This is a genomic window from Rhizobacter sp. P2_G4 (assembly GCF_056403575.1).
This window is the reverse complement of record NZ_JBFUFG010000009.1, coordinates 64784-87095: the sequence shown is the minus strand read 5'-3', so window position 1 is coordinate 87095 and position 22312 is coordinate 64784. Positions and strand designations below refer to the sequence as shown.

General features: G+C 66.9%; 17 protein-coding genes. 9 read left to right on the top strand and 8 right to left on the bottom strand.

Going from position 1 to position 22312, the window contains the following annotated elements; genetic code table 11:
• Position 1 precedes the first annotated feature (1 nt).
• From AC1DYS_RS25350 to hyoA, 4 genes are all read left to right on the top strand, one after another.
• Positions 2-547 carry a VOC family protein gene (locus AC1DYS_RS25350; protein ID WP_477904335.1) on the top strand — a complete coding sequence of 182 codons (546 nt, stop codon included), beginning with the start codon at positions 2-4 and terminating at the stop codon, positions 545-547.
• A 5-nt stretch (positions 548-552) separates the two neighbouring features.
• The gene (locus AC1DYS_RS25345; protein WP_477904333.1) at positions 553-978 is read left to right on the top strand and encodes an HIT family protein; all 426 of its coding nucleotides are present in this window, start codon (positions 553-555) and stop codon (positions 976-978) included.
• A gap of 19 nt (positions 979-997) precedes the next feature.
• Complete coding sequence (locus AC1DYS_RS25340; RefSeq protein WP_477904331.1) at positions 998-1813, top strand: SDR family NAD(P)-dependent oxidoreductase; 816 nt, start codon at positions 998-1000, stop codon at positions 1811-1813.
• 248 nt (positions 1814-2061) lie between these two features.
• Positions 2062-6393: an NACHT domain-containing antiphage protein HyoA gene (gene hyoA, locus AC1DYS_RS25335; protein ID WP_477904329.1), complete on the top strand. Its 4332-nt coding sequence runs from the start codon at positions 2062-2064 to the stop codon at positions 6391-6393.
• Positions 6394-6613: 220 nt separating this feature from the next.
• Here hyoA and AC1DYS_RS25330 read toward each other — a convergent pair whose 3' ends face one another.
• Positions 6614-7990 (bottom strand): FAD/NAD(P)-binding protein, encoded by a 1377-nt coding sequence (locus AC1DYS_RS25330; RefSeq protein ID WP_477904327.1) that lies wholly within the window; start codon positions 7988-7990, stop codon positions 6614-6616.
• Positions 7987-8616: a TetR/AcrR family transcriptional regulator gene (locus AC1DYS_RS25325; RefSeq protein WP_477904325.1), complete on the bottom strand. Its 630-nt coding sequence runs from the start codon at positions 8614-8616 to the stop codon at positions 7987-7989. The genes AC1DYS_RS25330 and AC1DYS_RS25325 overlap by 4 nt, the downstream gene beginning before the upstream one ends.
• 118 nt (positions 8617-8734) lie before the next feature.
• On the opposite strand from AC1DYS_RS25325, the gene AC1DYS_RS25320 reads away from it, so the two are divergent.
• The 5 genes from AC1DYS_RS25320 to cysN all read left to right on the top strand — a co-directional run bounded on the left by AC1DYS_RS25320 (position 8735) and on the right by cysN (position 14925).
• Positions 8735-9529 carry an SDR family oxidoreductase gene (locus AC1DYS_RS25320; RefSeq protein WP_477904323.1) on the top strand — a complete coding sequence of 265 codons (795 nt, stop codon included), beginning with the start codon at positions 8735-8737 and terminating at the stop codon, positions 9527-9529.
• 11 nt (positions 9530-9540) lie between these two features.
• On the top strand, positions 9541-10800 hold the full coding sequence (locus AC1DYS_RS25315) for a DUF1214 domain-containing protein (protein ID WP_477904321.1): 1260 nt from the start codon (positions 9541-9543) through the stop codon (positions 10798-10800).
• Positions 10801-10821: 21 nt separating this feature from the next.
• A complete protein-coding gene (locus AC1DYS_RS25310; protein WP_477904319.1) occupies positions 10822-11979 on the top strand; it encodes a sulfotransferase family protein in 1158 nt (385 codons plus the stop codon).
• Entirely contained in the window at positions 11979-12938 is a 960-nt protein-coding gene (gene cysD / locus AC1DYS_RS25305) for a sulfate adenylyltransferase subunit CysD (protein WP_477904317.1), read from the top strand. Before AC1DYS_RS25310 ends, cysD begins: the two co-directional genes overlap by 1 nt.
• An 82-nt stretch (positions 12939-13020) precedes the next feature.
• Entirely contained in the window at positions 13021-14925 is a 1905-nt protein-coding gene (gene cysN, locus AC1DYS_RS25300; protein ID WP_477904315.1) for a sulfate adenylyltransferase subunit CysN, read from the top strand.
• Positions 14926-15395: 470 nt separating this feature from the next.
• Here the strand turns inward: cysN and AC1DYS_RS25295 are convergent, their stop codons facing one another.
• The 6 genes from AC1DYS_RS25295 to AC1DYS_RS25270 form a co-directional block, all read right to left on the bottom strand.
• A complete protein-coding gene (locus AC1DYS_RS25295; protein WP_477904313.1) occupies positions 15396-16409 on the bottom strand; it encodes a flavin reductase family protein in 1014 nt (337 codons plus the stop codon).
• Positions 16410-16413: 4 nt separating this feature from the next.
• A complete protein-coding gene (locus AC1DYS_RS25290) occupies positions 16414-17658 on the bottom strand; it encodes an acyl-CoA dehydrogenase family protein (RefSeq protein ID WP_477904311.1) in 1245 nt (414 codons plus the stop codon).
• 11 nt (positions 17659-17669) lie between these two features.
• Positions 17670-18830: an acyl-CoA dehydrogenase family protein gene (locus AC1DYS_RS25285; RefSeq protein WP_477904309.1), complete on the bottom strand. Its 1161-nt coding sequence runs from the start codon at positions 18828-18830 to the stop codon at positions 17670-17672.
• A gap of 40 nt (positions 18831-18870) precedes the next feature.
• Complete coding sequence (locus AC1DYS_RS25280; RefSeq protein WP_477904307.1) at positions 18871-19887, bottom strand: phytanoyl-CoA dioxygenase family protein; 1017 nt, start codon at positions 19885-19887, stop codon at positions 18871-18873.
• A gap of 65 nt (positions 19888-19952) precedes the next feature.
• On the bottom strand, positions 19953-21041 hold the full coding sequence (locus tag AC1DYS_RS25275) for an amidohydrolase family protein (RefSeq protein ID WP_477904305.1): 1089 nt from the start codon (positions 21039-21041) through the stop codon (positions 19953-19955).
• A gap of 132 nt (positions 21042-21173) precedes the next feature.
• Positions 21174-22310, bottom strand: coding sequence for an acyl-CoA dehydrogenase family protein (locus tag AC1DYS_RS25270; RefSeq protein ID WP_477904303.1), 1137 nt, complete (start codon positions 22308-22310; stop codon positions 21174-21176).
• Between the last annotated feature and the right edge of the window lie 2 nt (positions 22311-22312).

Sequence of the window (22312 nt, the reverse complement as noted above, 5' to 3'; positions counted from 1 at the left end):
CATGAGCATGAAGTTCGGACCGATCTTCCATGTCGGCTATGCCGTGCCCGACATGGACAAGGCCCTCGCCTACTGGACCGGCGTGATGGGCGTGGGCCCGTTCTTCCTCGAACGCCACGTGACGGGGCAGGACGAGGAGTACACCTACAAGGGCCAGCGCTGCGTACAGGATGTGACGGTCGCTCACGCCTACACCGGCGACATGGACATCGAGCTGATCTGCCCGAACCTCGTCTCACCCTCCCCGGTGTGCGACTACCTGGCGCGTCACCCGGAAGGCGGCGTTCAGCACCTCGGCGTTCTCATCGACGACTGGGATGCGACCCTGGCGCGGCCCGAGGTCAAGCCCCACCTGGTGCTCCAGGGGCACGCCGGCAACATCCGCATCGCCTTCTGCGACGGCTTTGCAATGGGCGGCACGGCGCTCGAGTTCATCGAAGCCAGCGACGAGATCCGCGGCAAGTTCTCGCGGCTCAAGAGCTTTTGCCACGACTGGGACGGGCGCGACCCGATCCGCGGCAAGATCGGCTCGGCGCACGCGGGCTGATCGCGATGGCCTACGACAACACCAACGCGTTCGCGCGCATCCTGCGTGGCGAGCTGCCGTGCATCAAGGTGTTCGAAGACGAGCACACGCTGGCATTGATGGACATCATGCCGCAGGTCGATGGCCACGTGCTGGTGATCCCGAAAGAGGCGGCAACGACCCTGCTCGAGCAGACGGCCGAGAGCGCCGCCGCCTGCATCCGCACGGTCCAGCGCCTGGCCCGTGCAGCGCAGCAGGCCATGGCAGTGCCCGGCGTTCTGATCGTGCAGGTCAACGGCGAAGAGGTCGGCCAGACCGTGCCGCACGTGCACTTTCACGTGATGCCGCGCACCAGCAACGAGGCGCTGCGGCCGCACGTCGCCGAGCGCGAGACGCCCGAACGGCTGCAGGCCTTCGCACAGCGCATCGTCGCCGCGCTGGCCGCGACCTGAAGGCCACGGGACGACACCGATGGGACGACTGCAAGGCAAGGTCGCACTCATCACCGGCGCAGCGTCGGGCATCGGCCGCGCCAGCGCGCAACTGATGGCACGCGAAGGCGCCCGCGTGATCGTGGCCGACTTGAACCTCGGTGCGGCACAAGCCGTCGCCGCGGCGATCAACGCGGCCGGTGGCAGTGCCAGCGCCACGCACCTGGACGCGCTGGATCAGCGATCGATCGAGGCCATGATCGAGCACGCCCGCAGCACCTACGGCGCGCTGCACGTGCTGCAGAACAACGTGGGCGGCACCGACGTGTCGCGCGACACCACCGTGGTCGGCATGGACTGGAGCTGCTGGGAAACCACCCTCACGCTCAACCTCACGAGCACCGTCTACGCCTGCCGCTGCGCGATACCGCTGATGCTGGAAAGCGGTGGCGGCGCCATCGTCAACACCACCTCGATGGTGGCCGTGAGGGGCGACGTGCGCCCCACCGCCTACGCCACGGCCAAGGGCGGCGTGATCTCCTTCACCCGCTTCGTCGCCGCGCAGTACGGCGCCCAGGGTGTGCGCTGCAACGCCATCGCGCCAGGGCTGATCCTCACCGAACGCGCAACGCCACGCCCGCAGGCCGTGCTCGACATCTTCGCGCGTCAGACGCTCACCCCGCAGCACGGCGAACCCGAAGACATCGCCCATGCGGCGCTGTTTCTCGCCTGCGACGAGGCACGTTTCATCAACGGCCAGATCCTCGAAGTCGACGGCGGGCTGCATTCGCACAACCCGACGACGGCTGATCTGGTGGCGCTGGCTGGGGCGACTGCGGCGGCGACGCCTGGCTAACGCAGGGTGCTGACTCATGTCGAATGAGCGGTCACACAATGTGGTTGTCTACGGCGGGCTGTTTTGCGGGATGTGAGCCGTCTGTGACTGCCTGGGACTGAACTGCGTCATTTGCGCTCGACGGCCGGAACGACCGCTTCGGCCATGACCGGCCAATCGACGGGCAACGGCAACGGTGCAGTGAAGCCGGGAGCGCGGAACTTCTGCTCGGACAATGAGCTACGCTTCGGTGCGAGGTGGCTCTACTAATGGCAACGATTCCCCTTGGTCGCCGCTTCAACGAGTGGCGCGACGACACAGACCAAGCCTGGGCGAGGCGGCGAAAAGTTCGCGTGTCCCACGAGACCCTGACGTGGTCCGATCTGCTGGCCAAGCGCCGTGTGGTCATCCTCGCGGAGGCTGGCAGCGGCAAGACGGCCGAGCTCATCGCGCAGGCAAGCCTACAGGTTGCGGCTGGCAAGACTGCCTTCTGCGCCACGGTCCAGGACGTTGGCAGGGACGGGCTGGAGCGGACGCTTCGGCCTGCTGATCGAGCCCGACTGCAGGCATGGCGGGCTGGCAGCGAGCCTGCGTGGTTTTTCATCGACTCGATCGACGAGGCCAAGCTCGACAACATCCGGCTGGAGCGCGCGCTGCGCCATTTGGCCGAGGGCATCGCTGGTGCAGAGGCTCGCGCGCATATCGTGCTTTCAGGCCGTCATACCGATTGGGAGTTCGCGCGCGACGCGCGACGCTTTGACGAGGAGCTGCCGCTCCCCGCCGCCGCGATCGACGCCCCGCTGCCGGCGCTGGAGGAGTTGATCCGGAAGTTGCTCCGTAACGAAAGGCCTGAGGAGCTACCGCCCTCCGAAACGTCGATGGTGGTCGTGATGGCGCCGCTGGACAGCGATCAGGTACGCGCCTATGCAAGAGGGAAGGAGGTTCCCGATGTCGAGGGGCTCATCAGCGCCATCGATGGCGCGAACCTGTGGGCCTTCGCGAGGCGGCCGCTTGACCTCGACTGGATCGTCCGCCACTGGCGACAGCATGAGCGGTTGGGCAGCCTGACCTCGATGATCAACGAAAGCCTTCACGAGCGGATCCGTGAGACGGATCCGGAGCGAGCGCGCCGAGGCACCCTGGATCACACACGGGCACGGCAGGCCTTGGAGCGGATCGGCGCTGCCATGGTGTTAGGTCGCAAGCAAACGATCGCCATACCGGACATGGACGCTCCGGCTGACCAGCGGGACGCGATCCTGTTGGAGGACGTCCTACCCGAGTGGTCGCCAGACGATCGCACCCAGTTGTTGACCCGTCCGGCATTTGACCCAGCCACGTACGGCCGCGCCCGCTTGCACAACGACAACGAGGGTGTGGTTCGGGCGTACCTGGGCGCGCGCTGGCTGCATCGCCTGCGCGGCGCCAACTTGTCGCAGCGACGGCTGCATGACCTGCTATTCACCCAGACGTACGGCATCGACCTCGTCAGGCCCTCCATGCTGCACACGGCGGCGTGGCTGAGCCTGTGGGATGACAGTGTCGCGACCGAAGTGCTGAAGCGTGCGCCGCATCTGCTGTTCACAGCAGGGGATCCGGCGAGCCTGTCTGCACCGATACGCAGGGCCGCATTGCTGATGCTGGTCGAACGGATGAAGCGGGGAGAAGACACTCCTTTGCTCGATCACGGGCTCGTGACGCGGTTCGCGCAGCCCGACATCGTCCCGACGCTGCGGGAGATCTGGGCCGCCAACCACCAGGACGAAGAGATCCGGCTGTTCGTGCTGCGGTTGATTTGGCTGGGAAGGCTTCGTGAATGTCTCGACCTGGTCGGGGCAGTCTCGTTCGGTCGCTATCCGGATCGGTACACCACCATCATTTCCGGGCGAGCGCTGCTGGATAGCAGAGACGAGCTGATGCTCCAAGCCTATGCCGACTACATCAAGCGTGATTGCGCTTTGATCCCGACGACGGCGGTGTGGGAAGTCGTGGAGGAGCTGTTTCCCCGACTGATCGACGTCGACGACCTGCTAAAGATCCTGGCGTCGATCAAGCTTGGTGATGATGAAGGCGGCGGATTCAGCCTGGACTGGCATGGCAAGACGCTGGTGAACAGGCTCACTGCTGCAGGGGATGTGGATCGTCTGATCGACGGGCTGCTCGGGCAGTTGGCTGGGCAGCCGGTCCCTGATATGAACGACTTCTCGTCGCCCGAGGCGCAATATGCGCCTGCGCTAGCAGCCGCCGCGACGCGCTCCTTGGAGCTGTCTGCGCCTGACGTTGTCTCAGCGGCGGCGCTGGATGCGATGCTGCGCCTGAGTGATCGACGGCTGGCCTATCACCATCGCAAGTCAGGCGATCTGGATGACGCCATCAAGCTCGCGAACAGCTCGCCGCAGCGCCGGCGGAGAGCACTCTGGCATGCGGCTGACCGACTGGCTCAACACGAATACTTGCATGGGCGTCCCTTGCAGAGTTTCTTTCAGCTGCAAGTCTTGGGATGGGGACCGACGCTGGTGCTGTCCGACGTCGATTGGCTGCTCGCCGACTCACCGAACCGGACCAAGCCATCGGAAAAGCAGCTTGCGACCAACGCGGCATTGGCCCTTTGGTTGAACGAGGGGAACAAGGACGAAGTCCTCCGGGGACGCATCCAGTTCGTTGCGGCTGCCGATGCAGCGATGCTGGAGGCCTACACCGAGTGGATGACGCCACGAGTTCAGTCGGCGGAAGAGATCAAGGCCGAACAAGAGATCGCCGAGATCACGCGCCAGGGCAATGAGGCGCAGGCCAAGCGAGAGCAGTCCTGGTTCGATTTCGTATCAGACCTGCGAGTGAATCCGGGCCAGCTGCGGACATTGGTGCCCACCTCCGCAGAGGGTGGGGTCGACACGCGCATCTACAACCTCTGGCGCCTGTTGAGCCAGGCGACGCGCAGCAGCTCGAAATATGCGATCGACAGCGTGGCGCCCATTGCGACCATCATTGGCAAGGAGGTTGCCGCAGACCTGCTGGATGGGCTCTCTCAGGTTTGGCGGGCATGGTCCCCCACGTTGCACAGCGACCGCCCGCCAGGTGAGCGCAATCAAGTCGGGAACATCGACTGTCTTTGCATCGCTGCCGTTTCACTGGAGGCGGCGAGCCGCCCGAATTGGGCGGCCTCCTTGACGCGTGAGGAGGCTGTACGCGCCGCGCAGATCGCGACGCTGGAGATCAATGGCTTTCCGGAGTGGCTGTTCGAGCTGGCCGTCATTTGGCCTGAGTCGGTCGCGCAGGTATTGGCGAAGGAGGCTGCCGCCGACCTCGACGATCCTGCACCTGGCGTCCACCACCAGATCCTTGAGTACATCGATCGCACTCCTCAGCCCATCGCCTCTTTGATGTGGCCGCACCTGTACAGCGAGCTACAGGCGCGGCCCTCGCTCGGCGCGCTCGCGTTGCGCCCTCTGCTGCCCACCTTGGTCCACGGCGTTCCAGAGAGCGAAAGGCCTCAACTGTGTGCGCTCGCCATTGACCGGTTTAACAGCGTGCAGGATCCTCAGATCAGCGCTCAATACCTAGGGGTGGCTTACGCAATGGATGCCAGTAAAGCGACCGATGCGCTGACTGCGAAGCTGGACCGGCTCGGCGAGCACGAGAGGACGCCGCTGGTAGAGCGCGTTCTGCCGCACATCTTCGGCTCGCACTGGTCGCACGCCCCGACGCTCGTCACATCCATTGACTTGCGGACGTTGGAGCGGCTTGTCGTGCTGGCGTACCGCATCGTCAAGCCAGAGGAGGACCGAGATCGGGCCAATAAGGGGGTCTACTCACCCGACGAGAGGGACATGGCCGAAGCTGCGCGATCCTCCGCGCTTGAAGCCTTGATCAAGACGCCGGGCCAAGCTACCTTCGACGCGATCAGCCGGATGGCCGAGCAGCACCACCTGCCCTTCGCAGTAGAGCGCTTGCGGTCGATGGCCCATGGCCGCGCGGCGGAGGACGCTGAGGACACGCCTTGGCTGGCCAGCGAGGTAGCCAAGTTCGAGGAAACGGCCGAGCGTCGGCCAGCAACTGGCAAGCAGCTACAGACTTTGGCGATGCAGCGTCTGGCCGACATGCAGCACGATCTGATCCATGGCGATTTTCAGCAGGGAAGGACGCTGAGCGCCTTGTCTGATGAGCGAGCGGTTCAAAACTGGATCGCCGATCGCCTGCGCCATCAGCAGGGCACGTCCTATTCGATCGAGCGAGAGCCCCACGTGTCGGACGAGAAGGAGCCGGATCTGCGTTTTCGGGCGCGCGCCAGCGATGCCAGCGTCGCGACCGAGATCAAGGTGGCAGGAGGTGGAAGTTGGTCCTTGGCGGAGCTTGAGGAGGCGTTGAAGACTCAGCTGTGTGGCCAGTACTTGCGTGCTCAAGACGGCCGAGAAGGGATCCTGCTGCTGGTGAATCAGAAGCCGAGGGCCAAGGGCTGGCAGTTGCCCGACGGAGCGTTCATCGACTTCAATCAGGTGGTGGACCATCTTCGCGTCATGGCTGCATCCATACGTAGCTCGCTGCCGGGTGGCCCTCAACCGGAAATCTGTGTGATCGACGTTTCCAGCTGCGCCAGCCCGTGAGATGGCGTGCCGGGCGAGCCCGCGAGGTGACGAGGTTTGCCCGCTGACCTGCAAGCCAGTCAGTGACAGGTATGCGGCCGACAGCGTGCGTTCGGCACTGGTGACCGAAGGGCCGGCCACGCTGCACGGCGGTCGCTCAGATAGAGATCAAAGGCAGCAACGGATCGAACCAGCCGCCGGGCCCGCTTCTGCCTCCTCTCCAACTGATGCGATAGCCCTGCTACCCACAGAGCGTAGCTGCCAGCCGCTGCGCGTGCCCTCGCAACTCCGGCACGGCAGTGCATTCCCAGTAGCGCGCCCGCAGCAATGGGCCGATGTAGTGCAGCACTTGCGAGGCACGCCCGTCTGCACGCATCACCGCGTGGTCGTCGGCCACGGCGAGCCCCAGGCGCAACGGGTCTTGCTGCAGCAGGCCGCGCGCCAGCAAGGCCCGCATCAGGGGTTCGCTGGCCTGCGGTAGCTGCGTGCCGGGGCCGGTGCAGTTGACGACGGCACCGACCTGCAGCACCTTCGCTTCTGACTTGCCCCGGGGGCGGAATCTGACATCGACCGATTCACCTTCGTCGACGATGGCCACCAGGTGACCGGCGTAGGTCTGCAGCGTGCCCGACGCGCGCAATGCCTCCAGGCGCGCCGCGGGTTGAGGTGCCAGGCGATGCCGGTGCACATCCCAGTAGGCCTGGAGATGGCGCATGAACTGCGATCGCTGCCGCAGGTCAAGCCGTTGCCACAACGCGGGCGTGGCAGCGCGCAGTGTGGCGAGCGTGTCGCGCCAGTCCATGCCCTGCGCCTCATGAGCACGGCACTGCACGCGCAGACGCTGCAGCCACAGGCGCAAGTCGGGCGGGCCCGAGAGCAAATCGTCCGGTAGCACCGCCTTCTCGCCGGGTGCTGCATGGCTGCGGTGAGCCTGCGGCAGCAAGCCGCGCCGCGACAGCGCATGCAAGCCAGCCGCATGGCCGCGCGCCCGCAGGGCCAACGCCGTGTCGACCATCGTCAGCCCGGTTCCGACCAGCAGCACGGGACGCTGCAAGTCAATGCCATCGAGCGCACCCGGTCCCCACGGGTCGCGCACATAGCGAGGGCTGCAATCGAAGAAGCTGCGATCGACCAACGCCGGATCGGCCGGCGCAAAGTGGCCGAGCGCGAGCACGATGCGGTCGACCTCCCAGGGCGTGGAATCGCCGACCTGCAGCGTACCGTGGTCGCCGGCATCCTGCAGGTCGTGCACATGCCCGACGAGGTGAACGAAGCGCCCCGGCTCGGCCAGCGCAGCCTGCGCGCTGCGAAGCGTCCATTCGAGGTAATCACCGTAACGCTCGCGCCGCACGAAACTGCCCGAGTGAAGCGACGCGTCCTCGCGCTGTGCGAAGCGCAGGAAGTGGCCCTCGTCATCGTCGAACGCGCTCATCCTCCCCGCCGGCACGTTGAGCACATGCGCGTCGCTGCGCGTGCCGTAGGCCACGCCGCGCGCCAGCGGGCCCGAGCGATTGACCAGTGTGATGTGCAGGTCGTCGCGCAGCGCACGGCGCATCAGGTGCACGGCCGTGAGCGTGCCGCTCAAGCCTCCGCCGACGATGGCAATGCGCCGAGTCATCGGCCTGCACTCCTAGACCGACGTGCGCGCGAGGTGGGCGCGCTGCCGCGCAAGCCGTCGGCGAACACGTCGACGATGAAGTCGGGCAAGGCCGCGCGCCGTGGGTCGGCCTTGCCGATCTTGCCCATGCTGGCCATCAGCATCACGAAACCCAGCGCAGCAAGTTCCGGGTCGCAAGGCCGCAGGTCACCACCAGCCACGCCTGCGGCAAAGACATCGCGCACCGGCGCCATCACGCGCGCTTCGATCAGTCGGCGCACGAGGTCGCGGTGTTGCTCGGGCAGATGCGCCGCCATGTCGATGAGCGCGTGGTACGGCCGCGTCTGCGCCACCTCGTTGAAGTGCGCGGCGATCGCCCGCAGCCGCGCAAAGGTGTCTGGTAGGCCCTCGATGGCCCGCGCCAGCAGCAGACCGTCGAGCACGGTGCGGCGCTCGACGACGGCGATGAAGAGCTCGTCCTTGCCGCGCGGAAAGTGGTGGTACAGGCTGGGCTTGCGGATGCCGATTGCCTGCGCCACGGCCTCGAGCGACATCGCCGCGTAGCCGCCCTGCGTGAGCAAACGGTCGGCCTGCTCGATAGCGCGTTCGCGTGTTCCCGGGGCGGTCGAGGGGTCGGTGTTTTCCATGAGTGAAAGCTAAATCAGTTAACTATGTGTTGACGAGACGATGGCACGTGCCTATGGTTGCGACAGTCTCCCTACCGACCGGTAGGGCGTCAACCGAACAAACACGGAGACGAGTCCCATGGAACTGGGTCTGCGCGACAAGGTGGCGGTGGTGGCCGGCGGCAGCCGGGGCTGCGGGCGAGGCATCGCCGAGGTGCTGGCGGCCGAGGGTGCGCGGGTGCTGTTGAGCGGGCGCCAGCGCGAGCCGGTGGAGGCGACGGTCGCGGCTATCCGCGCCGCCGGAGGCACCGCGAGCGGCGTGGTCGCCGACATGACGGAACCCGCCGGCGCGGCGCAGATCGTGCAGGCCGCGCGCGAGGCGTTCGGCGCGCCAGACATCCTCGTCATCAACTCGCCCGGCCCCGTGCCGGATCGTTCGACCAACCGCTGGCGCGGTTTCGAGAACTGCTCGGACGCCGACTTCCTGCACGTCTACCAATGCTTCGTGATGAGCACTGTGTATCTCGCGCGCCAGGTGCTGCCGGCGATGCGCGAGAAAGGCTGGGGCCGCCTGCTGAACATCGGTTCCATCGCGATGAAGACACCTCACCTCGACGACCCGATGCCGGCCACCAACACGCGCGTCGCGGTGGCCGCGCTGATGAAGACCCTGGCGCAGGAAGAAGGGCCGCACGGCATCACCGCCAACACCATTGCCACCGGCCCGTTCGAGAGCGAGCTCTCGCGCGACTACCGCGCCTCGGGCACCGGCGTGAAGACCGCTGACTGGTACCGGAAGATGCTTCCCGTCGGCCGCTGGGGCGAGCCGAAGGAGATGGGCGCACTGGCCGCCTTCCTGTGTTCGACACAGGCTGCGTTCCTCACCGGCGAGACCATCCGGCTCGACGGCGGCTACACGAAGAGCCTGTTCTAGGACGCGCCGCGATGCTCACCAGCTCACTGGCCACCGCAGCACAGCGCGAGATCGAAGCGCAGGCCTTGCGCCTGTTCGAGTCCGACGCCGTACAGCGCGCCATGGCCGGGCTGCGCCCGCAGTTCCTCGCCGACCCGCGCGCGCAAACCGCCGCCGGCCTCGCCACGCTGGAGCAGAACCTGCGCGAAATCGTCTTCAGTGCCACCACTTGCGCAGTGAGCATGGACCCGGCGAACCCGCGTGCCTGCTGGACCATCAACCTGCCCCACCGCTGGCTCGGGCATGAGGTGCCTGGCGCGCGCCACGGCGTGGACAACCCGGACAACATCTACCGCGTGATCGCGATCGACGATACCTCGCACTACGAGCTGCAGGGGCGGGTGCCACCCAAGAGCGGCCCCGACGTGAGCTTCACGGTCTTCAGCGCCTACCCCGGCAACGGCGAAGACTCGCATTCGCTGGGCGTGCTGACGCTGGACGAGATCGATGTCGATGCCCACGGCCGCTTCACCCTCAGCGTCGATCCGCGCCCGGCCGACGGGCGGCGCAACCACCTGCAGGTGAATCCGCGCGCCAAGCTGCTGTTCGTGCGCGACTCCTTGCACGACTGGGCCGCCGAATCGCCGATCGAGCTGGAGGTCACGCGCCGGTCCGGCCCGGTGGCAAGACCTGCTGACGACGCCGAACTCGCGCGGCGCGCCGTGCAGATCGCCGAGCGCGCGGTGCCGTACTGGATCGCATCGATGCCCAAGTGGTTCGGCCGGCTTCCGCACAACACCATCCCGATGGCCGGCGCCACGAACTTCGCCTACGCGAAACAGGCCACCGCCGGCGCGCAATGGCGGCTCGCAGACGACGAGGCGCTGGTCGTGACCATCGATCCGATGGGTGCCGCGTACCTCGGCTTCCAGATTGCCGACCCTTGGGGTGCGGCGCCCGACTACGTCGCCCACACCGCAAGCCTGAACGCCTCGCAGGCTGAAGCCAACGCCGACGGCACGATCACCTTCGTCGTCTCGCCGCGTGACCCGCAGCTGCACAACTGGATCGACACCGCCGGCCTGAACGAGGGCACGCTGCTGATCCGCTGGCAGGCCATGGCACCGGGTGCGCTGGTGCCCGAGCGGTCGGTACGGCACGCCGGCGTCGTGAAGCGGACCGGTATCGACGCCCTGCTGCCCTGCCCCACTCGCCGCCTGACAGCGACCGACCGTGCCGCGCAGATCGCCGCGCGCACGGCCGGCTACATGCGCCGCCTGCGCGAAGACTGAACCTTCACTCGAGAACCCGCGATGAGTTCACTCGATGACCAATCGATGATTGCCGAGGCCGAACGCGCGACCGGCCTCAACGACTGGGGCGGCGACGACTTTCGCGAGCCCTTGCGCGTGCTCGTGGACGCGCTCAATGACGAGGCGCAACTGCACGAGCAAGGCGAACGCATCGCGCAGCGCCACCTGCACGACGTGCTGTGCGGCCGCCTGAAGATGGCTGCGGACCGAACGCGCCTGCCCGGCATCGCCGCCGAGAAGATCATCGCGCCGGTGTTCGTGATCGGCCTGCCGCGCTCGGGCACGACCTTTCTGCACAACCTGCTGACGCAGGACCCGGCGAACCGCTCGCCCGCGACGTGGGAAATCATGTTCCCCTCGCCGCCCCCCGAGCGGGAAATGTGGCGCGACGACCCGCGCATCGAACAATGCCAGCGCAAGCTGCGGGAGATCGGCTTTCTGGACGAAGGACTGCAGGCCATCCACCCCTTCGGCGCGCGCCGGCCCGAAGAGTGCAACTTCATCTGGGAGTACACACTGCGCACCGTCAACTACATGGCGTGGTGGAACGTGCCCAGCTACACGAAGCTGCTCTATGGCGGCGACATGCGGCCGGTGTACGAAGCACACAAGCGCTTTCTGCAGCACCTGCAGCACCGGCACCGCGGCGCCCGCTGGGTACTGAAGACACCGGCGCACATGGCCTGGCTCGATACCTTGCTGGCGGTGTATCCCGATGCGTGCCTGATCCAGTGCCACCGGGACCCGGCCAGGATCATTCCGTCGCTCGCCAACAACCTGCTGCAGTACCGCAAGCTCTACTCGACGCTGCGGCCCGCCGGCAGCTTCGGCATGGTCGAACTGCAGGCCGCCGGGCTGCAGCGGGTGGACGCGCTGCGCGACCGGCCCGAGTACCGCGACCGCTTCGTCGACGCGCACTACGCCGACGTGCAGGCCGAGCCGATGTCGGTCGTGCGCCGCATCTACGACCACTTCGGCATGCCGCTCGGCGCAGAGGCCGAAGCCGCGATGACGGCCTGGCTGGCACGCGACCGCGGCGAGCATGCCGCCGGGCCGCAACACATCTACAGCGGCGAAGAGTTCGGCGTGGAGCACGCCGAGATCGATCGCCATTTCGGCGCCTACCTGCGGCGCTACCACGTGGCATTGGAGCGCTGATGGCTGCCGTACTGTCTGACTTGACCGACCTGTCCACGCTCGCAACGACCACCGCGCCGCTGCGCCTCACGCACCTGCAACGCCTGGAAGCCGAAAGCATCGACATCCTGCGCGAGGCCGTGGCCGAAGCCGAGAACCCGGTGATGCTCTACTCGATAGGCAAGGACAGCTCGGTGATGCTGCGCCTGGCCATGAAGGCGTTCTACCCGAGCAAGCCGCCGTTCAAGCTGCTGCACGTGGACACCACCTGGAAGTTCCGCGAGATGTACGCGTTTCGCGACCAGATGGTGCGCTCGCTCGGGCTCGAGCTGCTGGTACACCAGAACCCCGAGGCACTCGCTGGCGGCATCAACCCGTTCACCCACGGCTCGTCGGTGCACACCGACGTGTGGAAGACGCAGGGGCTCAAGCAGGCGCTGGACCGGCACGGCTTCGACGTGGCCTTTGGCGGCGCGCGCCGCGATGAAGAGAAGTCGCGCGCCAAGGAGCGCATCTTCTCGTTCCGCTCCGCGCAGCACCGCTGGGACCCGAAGCTGCAGCGGCCCGAACTCTGGCGCCTGTACAACACCCGCAAGAACGTCGGCGAGAGCATCCGCGTGTTCCCGATCTCGAACTGGACCGAGCTCGACATCTGGCAGTACATCCACCTCGAGAACATCCCCATCGTGCCGCTCTACCTCGCGCAACCGCGCCCGGTGGTCGAACGCGACGGCATGCTCATCATGGTCGACGACGAGCGCATGCCGCTCAAGCCCGGCGAGGTGCCGATGACCAGGAGCGTTCGCTTCCGCACGCTGGGCTGCTACCCGCTGACGGGCGCGGTCGAAAGCCACGCGGCAACGCTCACCGACGTGATCCAGGAGATGCTGCTCGCGCGCACGTCCGAACGCCAGGGGCGACTGATCGACCACGACTCCAGCGGCTCGATGGAGAAGAAGAAGCAAGAGGGGTACTTTTGAACCCCCACGCTCACATTCGTTCACTGCCCCCCGAGGGGGCGCTGGCCTCCCTTGGGGCGGCCCTGCGGGAGTCCATCTGATCATGGCCCACGTTTCCGACCTCATCGCCCGCGACATCGGCAAGTACCTCGAGTCGCACCAGCACAAGAGCCTGCTGCGCTTCATCACCTGTGGCAGCGTCGACGACGGCAAGAGCACGCTGATCGGGCGGCTGCTGTACGAATCGAAGATGCTGTTCGAAGACCAGCTCGCCGCGCTGGAAGCCGACTCGAAAAAGGTCGGCACGCAAGGCGGTGAACTCGACTTCGCGCTGCTCGTCGACGGCCTGGCCGCCGAGCGCGAACAGGGCATCACCATCGACGTGGCGTACCGCTTCTTCTCGACCGACCGGCGCAAGTTCATCGTCGCCGACACGCCGGGCCATGAGCAGTACACGCGCAACATGGTCACCGGCGCCTCGAGCGCCGACGTGGCGGTGATCCTGATCGACGCGCGCAAGGGCGTGCTCACGCAAACGCGCCGCCACAGCTACCTGGTGAGTCTGATCGGCATCCGCAACGTGGTGCTGGCCGTCAACAAGCTCGACATGGTCGGCTACGACCAGGCCGTGTTCGACGGCATCGTTACCAACTACCGCACGTTCGCGCAGGAGATCGGCCTGGGCTCGTTCACTGCCATCCCGATGTCGGCACTGCGCGGCGACAACATCACCGAGCGCAGCCCGAACACACCATGGTATGACGGCCCGTCGCTGATGGAGCATCTCGAACGCGTGGAGATCGACGCCGAGACGGCACAGGCGCAGCCGTTCCGCATGCCGGTGCAGTGGGTGAACCGCCCCCACCTCGACTTCCGCGGCTTCTCGGGCCGCATCGTCGGCGGCGTAGTGCGGCCGGGCGACCGCCTGCGCGCGCTGCCCTCGGGCCGCGAAAGCCGCGTCGCACGCATCGTCACGCACGACGGCGACCTGGCGCTGGCGGTGGCAGGCCAGTCGGTCACGCTGACGCTGACCGACGAGATCGACATCAGCCGCGGCGACGTGCTCGCTGCAGCCGATGCTCAGCCCGAAGTGGCCGACCAGTTCGAGGCCAACCTGGTGTGGATGAGCGACGAGCCGATGCTGCCCGGCCGGCCCTACCTGATGAAGATCGGTGCCCGCACGGTGGGCGCTACGCTGGCTGCGCCCAAGTACAAGGTCAACGTCAACACGCTGGAGCACCTTGCCGCGAAAACGCTGGAGCTCAACGAGATCGGCGTCTGCAACCTGAACCTCGACCGCCCGATCGCCTTCGACCCCTACGAGCGCAACCACGACACCGGCGGCTTCATCCTCGTCGACCGGCTCAGCAACAACACGCTCGGTGCCGGCATGCTGCACTTCGCGCTTCGCCGCTCGCACAACATCCACTGGCAGTCGATCGAGGTCAACCAGCGCGCACACGCCGCGCTGAAAGGCCAGCAGCCCGCCGTCGTGTGGTTCACCGGGCTCTCGGGCGCGGGCAAGTCAACCATCGCCAACCTGGTTGAAAAGCGCCTGCATGCACTCGGCCGCCACACCTACCTGCTCGATGGCGACAACGTACGACACGGCCTCAACAAGGACCTCGGCTTCACCGAAGCCGACCGTGTCGAGAACATTCGCCGCGTGGCCGAGGTGGCGCGACTGATGGTGGACGCGGGGCTGATCACGCTGGTGTCGTTCATCTCGCCGTTCCGCGCCGAGCGCGACATGGCGCGGGCACGTGTGGCGGATGGGCAGTTCTGCGAGGTGTTTGTCGACACGCCGCTGCCCGTGGCCGAAGAGCGCGACCCGAAGGGGCTGTACAAGAAGGCACGCAGCGGCGGCTTGAAGAACTTCACCGGCATCGATTCACCTTACGAGGCACCGGTCTCGCCGGAGCTGCGCATCGACACCACGCAACTCGCCGCCGAGGCCGCAGCCGACGCCGTGATAGCGCAGCTGCGCCGAATGAATCTCATTGACTGACTCACCTGCCGGAAAGCCTTCAGGCACCGGCTGGGGAAAGTCCGCATACAGGCCCTCGCAAAATTAACTAACCTAGGTAACTAGGTTGATTGTGTTGGTTGGCATTCCGGTGCCGAGACAGGAGGACATCATGCTGCGTCGATCTGCACTCGTGTTGGGTTTGCTGGCGGTTGGCGGGCTGTCCGCCTGGGCGGTTCCGGGGTCGATTGCAGTGCCTGCGAAATCGGCCGCAGACGCCGGGTTGGCGTCCACCATGGAACCAGGTCACGACCGGAGCACCACACAAGACCCGTCGTTTCATGCTGCGGACGCACAAACGCAGCGCCCGGGCCTGAACAATGCCTCGTGGGAGATTCTGGTGGCGACCCGCAGCCCTTGAGAGGCCTTGCCGCCGATCGGCCCGCCTGGGCCGTACCGAACGCGCGATCAGCGCGGATGCGCGAGCGCTCTCAGCGCGAACCTCTTCAAACTCAGCAGGCCGTTGGCTGCACCGGATCGGTGTCGGTCTTCTTGTGAGGCCACAAGGTCGGCACGCCGGAAGCGGTATTCCGGATCAGCCGCTTCAGCAGGTTGCGCAGCAGGTGCGTTTCCGAATAGTCGATCTGCTGCAGTGCGTCTTCCTCGGCGCCCTTCGCCACCGCAGCCAGTTCGATCATCAGGCGGCGTCCGTTCTGGGTGATGCCGAACTGTGCCATCGGCATCTCGGGCAGCAGTGCGCCCACGACCATGCCTCGGTAGACAAGCGCCTCCACACGCCCCGGGTCGACACGCCGGTCCGCAAAGGCCATCAGCGCATTGATCTCTGCGACGGTGCGCGGCTCGCCGGTGGAAAGCACGTTGAGGATGAAGTAGTCGTCGTCGTCCAGCCCGCGCGCATGCAGTTCAGGCCGCATCTTGCTCAGCAGCATCGAGTGCGCGCAGCCCAGCAGATAGATCAACGCATCCCGGTTGATGCTGCCCTCGATTTCCTCGCCTGCGGTTTCAGCAAGCGGACGGATCGGCGGCTTCTTCACGGCCACCGCATAGCCGCCCTTCTGGAACACCAGCGGTGCCGCATCGAAGTGCTCGAAGGTCAGCACCTCGCCGACGAAGATTTCGTGGTCGCCACCCTCGTGGCGGTACGCAGTGCGGCATTCGAAGCGTGCGGCACAGCCGTCTAGCAAAGGCACGCCGCCGTGCCCGCGCCCCAGCTCGATGCCGGCGAACTTGTCGGCCCCGCGCTTGGCGAACAGGTTCGACAGCGCTTCTTGCCGCGCGCCCAGGATGTGCACGGCGAAGTACTCCGCCTCGACGAACGCCGCCAGGCTGCCCGAGCTGCGCGCCAGGCTCCACAGCACCAGCGGCGGCTCCAGCGACACCGAGTTGAAGCTGTTGACGGTGAGGCCCACGTCGTGGCCCTCGGCATCGCGGGTGGTGACGATCGTCACGCCGGTGGTGAACGCACCCAGCGCGTTGCGGAAGCCTCGGGCATCGATTCCATTCATCGCATCACACCGGTGAAGCGGGCGCCGTCGGCACCTCGCGGAAAGGCCCACGATCGGACCGCGGCTCGGCCGGCAGGCCCAGTGCGCGTTCGGCCAGGATGTTGCGCAGCACCTCGTCGGTCCCGCCTTGCAGGCGGTGGATCGCGCCGAAGCTGAACATGCTGTGGAACTGGCGCACTTCGTCGTCGGTCGTGGCCAGGCCGCGCGCGCCGAGCAGGTCGAGCCCGAAGGCGGCGATCGCCTGCGTGGTGGTCGCACCGACGAGCTTGCCCACCGCCACCTCGGCGCCAGGCTGGCCGCCGCGCTCCAGCGTGCTGAGGATGCGGTACACGCCGAAGCGCATGCCGGTGACCTTGGCATACCAGTCGGCCAGGCGCAGGCGCACGTCTTCCGAATCGATGGCACTCACGCCGTCTTCGCCGGCGCGGTTGGCCAGCTCGAAGATCTCGTCGAAACCGACCGGGGTGCTCGCACCAATCGTCAGGCGTTCGTTGCTCAGCGTGGTGAGCGCGACCTTCCAGCCTTCGTTGACCGGCCCGAGCTGCTGTTCGTCCGGCACGAACACGTTATCGAAGAACACTTCGTTGAAGTGGCTTGCACCCGAGAGCTGCCGGATCGGCCGCACCGTGATGCCGGGTGTGTGCATGTCGACGAAGAGCATCGTCAGCCCCTTGTGCTTGGGCAGGTCGGGGTCGGTGCGCACGAGCACGATGCCCCAGTCGCTGTGGTGGGCGCCGGAGGTCCAGACCTTCTGGCCCGACACACGCCAGCCGCCCTCGCAGCGTGTGGCGCGCGTGCGCACACCGGCGAGATCGGAGCCGACGCCGGGCTCGCTGAACATCTGGCACCAGATGGATTCGCCACTGGCCAGCGGCGGCAGGAAGCGGCGCTTCTGCGCTTCGCTGGCATAGGCCATCAGCGTGGGGGCGACGAAGCCCTGGCCGATCATGAAGGGGCCGAAGAGTTCGGTGAACACGCCCTCCTCTTCCTGGAAGATCACGTTCTCGGTCGGGCTCATGCCGCGGCCACCGTACTCGCGCGGCCAGACCAGGCAGGCCCAGCCGGCATCGAACTTCTTGCGCTGCCAGTCGCGTGCAACACGCAGCCATTCATGCTCGCTGGCGAAGGGTTGCCCCGCGAAGCGCATGCGCCGAATCTCGCCCATGCGGTCCCAAGGCGCGTGGGCGCGGATCCATGCCCGCGCCTCGGCGCGGAAGGCTTCCTGGACAGGCAGGTCGGTCAAGGTCATCGTGGACACGATCAGGTCGCGGCGCCGACAAGCGCCGGTTCGGCAGCGCGCGACGTGGTTGCTGCAGTACTGGCGCGCCGGCGCAACAGCGCGACCAGCCGCTCCTTCCAGCTGCGCAAGGAGCCGGGGCTGGCGGCCAGCGCCTGGGCGCGGCGGTAGAAGAGATGGCAGTCGGCCTCCCACGTCACGCCGAGCGCGCCGTGGACTTGCGTGCTGCCGATCGCACAGGTGCGGAACGCCTCGGTCGCCGAGATGCGCGCCACCGCCGCGGCCTCGGTCAGCTGTTCGCCTCCCACTGCCAGCGCGGCAGCACCGAAGTAGCAGTTCGAACGCGCCAGGTCGATGCTGACCAGCATGTCGGCCATCAAATGCTTGAGCGCCTGGAACGAGCCGATCGGGCGGCCGAAGGCATAGCGTTGCACGCTGTAGGCACGCGCCGAGTCGAGGGCGGCCTGCGCCCCGCCGAGCTGCTCGAAGGCGACGAACAAGGCATGCGCGTCGACGATCTGCTCCCAGGCGTCCTGCGCGGCCGTGCCGCAGGCCAGCACCTGGGCGGGATGGTGATCGAAAGCGAGGTCACAGCACGGGTGCAGCAGGTCCAGCGGAACGTCGCCGGCCGGCACGCGAGAGATGCCCTCAAGCGTGACCAGCAGCAGCCGGCTCGTCGCGCCTGCTCCCTGCAGACACAGCGCATGGGTGGCCGATGCGCCATCGAGCACGTTGCGCGCCAAACCGCTGAGCGGGGCACGCTGTGCAGCGGTCTCGCCCAACGCTGGCGCATGTGGCCAGCATTCGGTGGTCAGCAACACGCCGCGTGCTGAGCCGTCGACCAGGCGGGCCATCAAGGCCTGCACCGACGGGTCGTCGGCAAAGCCCATCAGCCCGTGCGTGAAGCCGCAGGCCGACGCAGTGAAGGGCACGGCGGACAGGTACCGCCCGACCTCTTCGGCCAGCACGCACAGCGCGAGCGCGGGCAGGCCGCTGCCACCATGCGCCTCGGGCACGCGAGTCGCGAGCCAGCCGAACTCGGCGAGTTGACGCCACAGCGCTGCGTCCCCGATGCCGGAAGCATCGTGCGCCGCCTCGAAGGCCGTGCGCGGGTGCGCCGCAGCGAGCAGCTTGCGGAACTCCTGCCGCATCGCTTCGTGGTCGTCGGAAAAGCCCAGATTCATGTCGGTGCGTAGGTCGCGAGTCGTTCGTGGAGGCGAGGCTTCAGGTCCGGGCCTTCATTCCCATGGCCCGCGCTTCGTCGTCGGCGCCCTTGCGGTCGCCCATGCCGTCGAGCACCACGGCGCGCGTGTCGCTGTCGCGGCGCAGCTCCGGCACATAAGGTGTCTTGCGGTTGGTGTTCTGGCGGCCGGTGGGCGAGCGCGCCTCGAGCCGACCGCTCGGTTCGGCCTTGAAGCCGAACAGCGCGAGCTCTTCGTCTGAAAGCGAGGCATGCACTGCGTCATGCAGGTTCTCGACGATGTTGTCCATCGGCTTGACCCAGTGCTGCTGCCACAGCGTGGTGAGCGAATAGCGGGTCTTGTCGGAGGTGGAGATGCCCGACTGGTGCCAGGTGCGGCTCTCGAAGAAGATCACCGATCCGGCCGGGGCCTCGACCGCCACGGTGTCGATCGGCTCCGGGTTATGCGCGCCGCGCTCGGCGCTGAACGCTTGCGCCGGGTACGGGCCTCGGTGGCTTCCCGGCACCACGCGGGTGGCGCCCATCGCCTCTTCGAAATCGGTGAGGCAGAGCATGCAGTTCAGGTAGGTGGGCACCTCGGTATAGGGCATGAACTGCTGGTCCACGTGCACCACCATCGGCTCGGCACCGCGCCGCACCACCAGCCCGGTCATCGCCGACAGGTGAACCGAGGCGCCGCGAAACACGTGTGTGTTGTAGGCCTTGAACAGCGGGTGCCGAAGGTAGTCGACGAAGACACGGCCCTTGTTGTAGAGCGCCGCGATGCCTTGCCAGCCCGGCAGCACGCCCGGCTCTGGGTGGCCGTACCAGGTCTTGCCGCCGCGACTCTGGCCGCTGAGCAGCGCCACACCCTGCTCGCATTCGAGTTCGGCCTGTTCGATCAGGCGGTCCTTGATGGCCTTGAGCTGGTCGCCGCTGATGAAGGCCTCGTGCACGCACAGGCCGTACTCGTCCATGTCGCGTTTGCCCTGCTCGACGTCTCGCGTCGGAGAGGGCAGCTTCATCGTCGGATGGGAGGGATTCTTCAGGACGGCGCTCATGGTGTTGTCTCCGGTAGTGGGCGCTGTGGCGCGCCTCGTGTGTGCGATGGATATCAGCGGGGCAGTCAGGCGGCCAGTTTGTCGGTCAACGAGCGCGGCTGCACACCGTATAAACGCGCGGCCGTGCCGCCGAGGATGTCGGCCTGCACCTCGGGCGCGAGGCCCGCGTAGCCGAACACGCCGTCGATGACACGACGCGAGTTCGGGAAGGTGCCTTCCATGTGCGGATAGTCCGAGGCCCACAGCAGGCAGTCGTGCCCGGTGATCGGGATCGTCGTCAGGCAGGCGCGGTCGAACTGGAACGTGGCCTTGACCTGCCGGTAAAGAATCTCGCTCGGCTTGCGGCTCAGCTTGGGCTTGACGTAGTACTGGTGAGCCTCGTTCACCTCGTCGAGCCGCTCGCCCAGGCCCGCCATCCACGAGGCGCCGGCTTCGATGACCACCATCGTCAGGCCCGGGTGCCGGTCGAGCGCACCGCCGGCCACCATGTAGGTGACCAGTTCTTCGGTCGCGAAGCCAAGCCGCGTGTAATTGATGATCGCAGCGCCGGGGCCGCGCTCGGTGATCGGCGTCAGCCCCGAGGCCACGTGGAACGCGAGCGGGATCTTCTGCTCCTGCGCGTAGGCCCAGATGGGATCGAAGTCCTTGTTGTTGTAACGAAGGCCCAGCGGCGGCAGCGTGGGCAGCATCACCGAGCGGTAGCCCAGCGCCACCACGCGGCGGAATTCGTCGAGCGTCTGCGCCACGTTGCGCATGGGCAGCACCGCGGTCGGCACGAAGGTGTCTCGGTGTGCGCCGAAGTTCTGCATGAGCCAGTCGTTGTAGACCTGCATGCACGCGAAGCTGAGTTCGTCGTCGTCGATGGCGTAGCACATCATGCCGAGGTTCGGGAACAGCAGCTCGGCGTCGATGCCGTCCTTGCGCATGTCCTGGAAGCGAAGCTCCGGGTTGGTGCCGCCGATGCGCGGGTTGTCGGAGTTGCCGTCGCCGACCTGCATGCGGTGCATGTCCTTGCCGTCGGCGGTCATCACGATGTAGCCATCGCGGCGCTCTGCACGCAAGGCGCGGTCGCGCAGGTGCGGCGGCAGGCCTTCCTGCCACAACGGGCGGGGCTCGACGACGTGCGAATCCATGCTGAAGACGAAGCGATCCATTCGGGTTCTCCTGCCGCCTCAGCCGCTGGCCAAAACGACAACATAGTTAACTAGGTTAGATTAAGCGTATGCCATTTGAGCGGCGGTGTAAATAGACGATTGCGCGGGTAAATCGGGTCTTGGGCGTGCGCGTCACGAGCTCACTTCTGCGGTGCGCCGCGCCAATGTGTCGACCAGCCGGTTGCGCCAGCTGGCCGGGTTGTCGAGCATCAGCGCCAGGCCCTTGGCACGCCGGTAGAAGAGGTGCATGTCGCCCTCCCAGGTGGCGCCGATGCCGCCGTGGGTCTGAATGGTTTCCTTGGCCGCGAACTCGAAGGCATCGCTGGCGGCGATGCGTGCGGCCGCCGCCGCCAGCGGCAGGTCAGCCGGGCTGGCGTCTAGCGCCCAGGCGGCGTACCAGGCGTTCGAGCGTGCCAGCTGGTTGCGCGTGTACATGTCGGCCAGCTTGTGCTTGATGGCCTGGAACGAGCCGATGGGCCGGCCAAACGCCTGGCGCACCTTGGCGTATTCCACGCCCATGGCCAGCGCCGCGTCGGCGCCGCCGATCTGCTCGAAGGCGATCAGCACCGCCGCGCGGTCGAGCACGCGGCGCAGCGCGGCAGCACCGTGCTCGATGCGCCGGAGCGGCTGGGCCGGCGCGTTGTCGAACACCAGGCGAGCCAGCGGACGCGTCGGGTCGAGCGACTGCAGGGGCTGGCGCACGACACCGGGGCCGTGCAGGTCGACGACGAAGAGACCGACCGCATCATCGGCCGCCCTGCCCGCCCGCGCGCTGACCACCGCGAAGTCGGCGACCAAGCCATCGGCCACCGGCATCTTCGTGCCCGAGAGGCGGCCACCGGCCACGCTCGTCGTGATGCGCTGCAGCGCCATCAGGGGCAGCGTGCCCTCGGCCGCGGCGAGCGTGGCGATGCGCTCGCCCGACGCGAGCGCCGGCAGCAATTCGCGCTGTTGCGCGTCGTCACCGGCCTGGAGAATGGCCTCGGCCGCGAGGTAGATCGACGACGCCACCGGCAATGGGGCCAGCGCCCGGCCAAGCTCTTCGGCAATGACGCACAAGGTGCTCGGACTCGAACCCAGCCCACCGCAGTTCTCGGGAATCGCGACACCGAGCCAGCCCAGCTCGGCGACCTGCTTCCACAGCGCGCTGTCGAACGCCTGCTCGCCTTCGAGAACCCGGCGTACCGCACGCAGGTCACATCGCTCGGCCAGCAGCCGCGCGGCCTGGTGCTGGATCTCTTTTTGCTCGGGAGAGAAGTCGAAGTCCATGG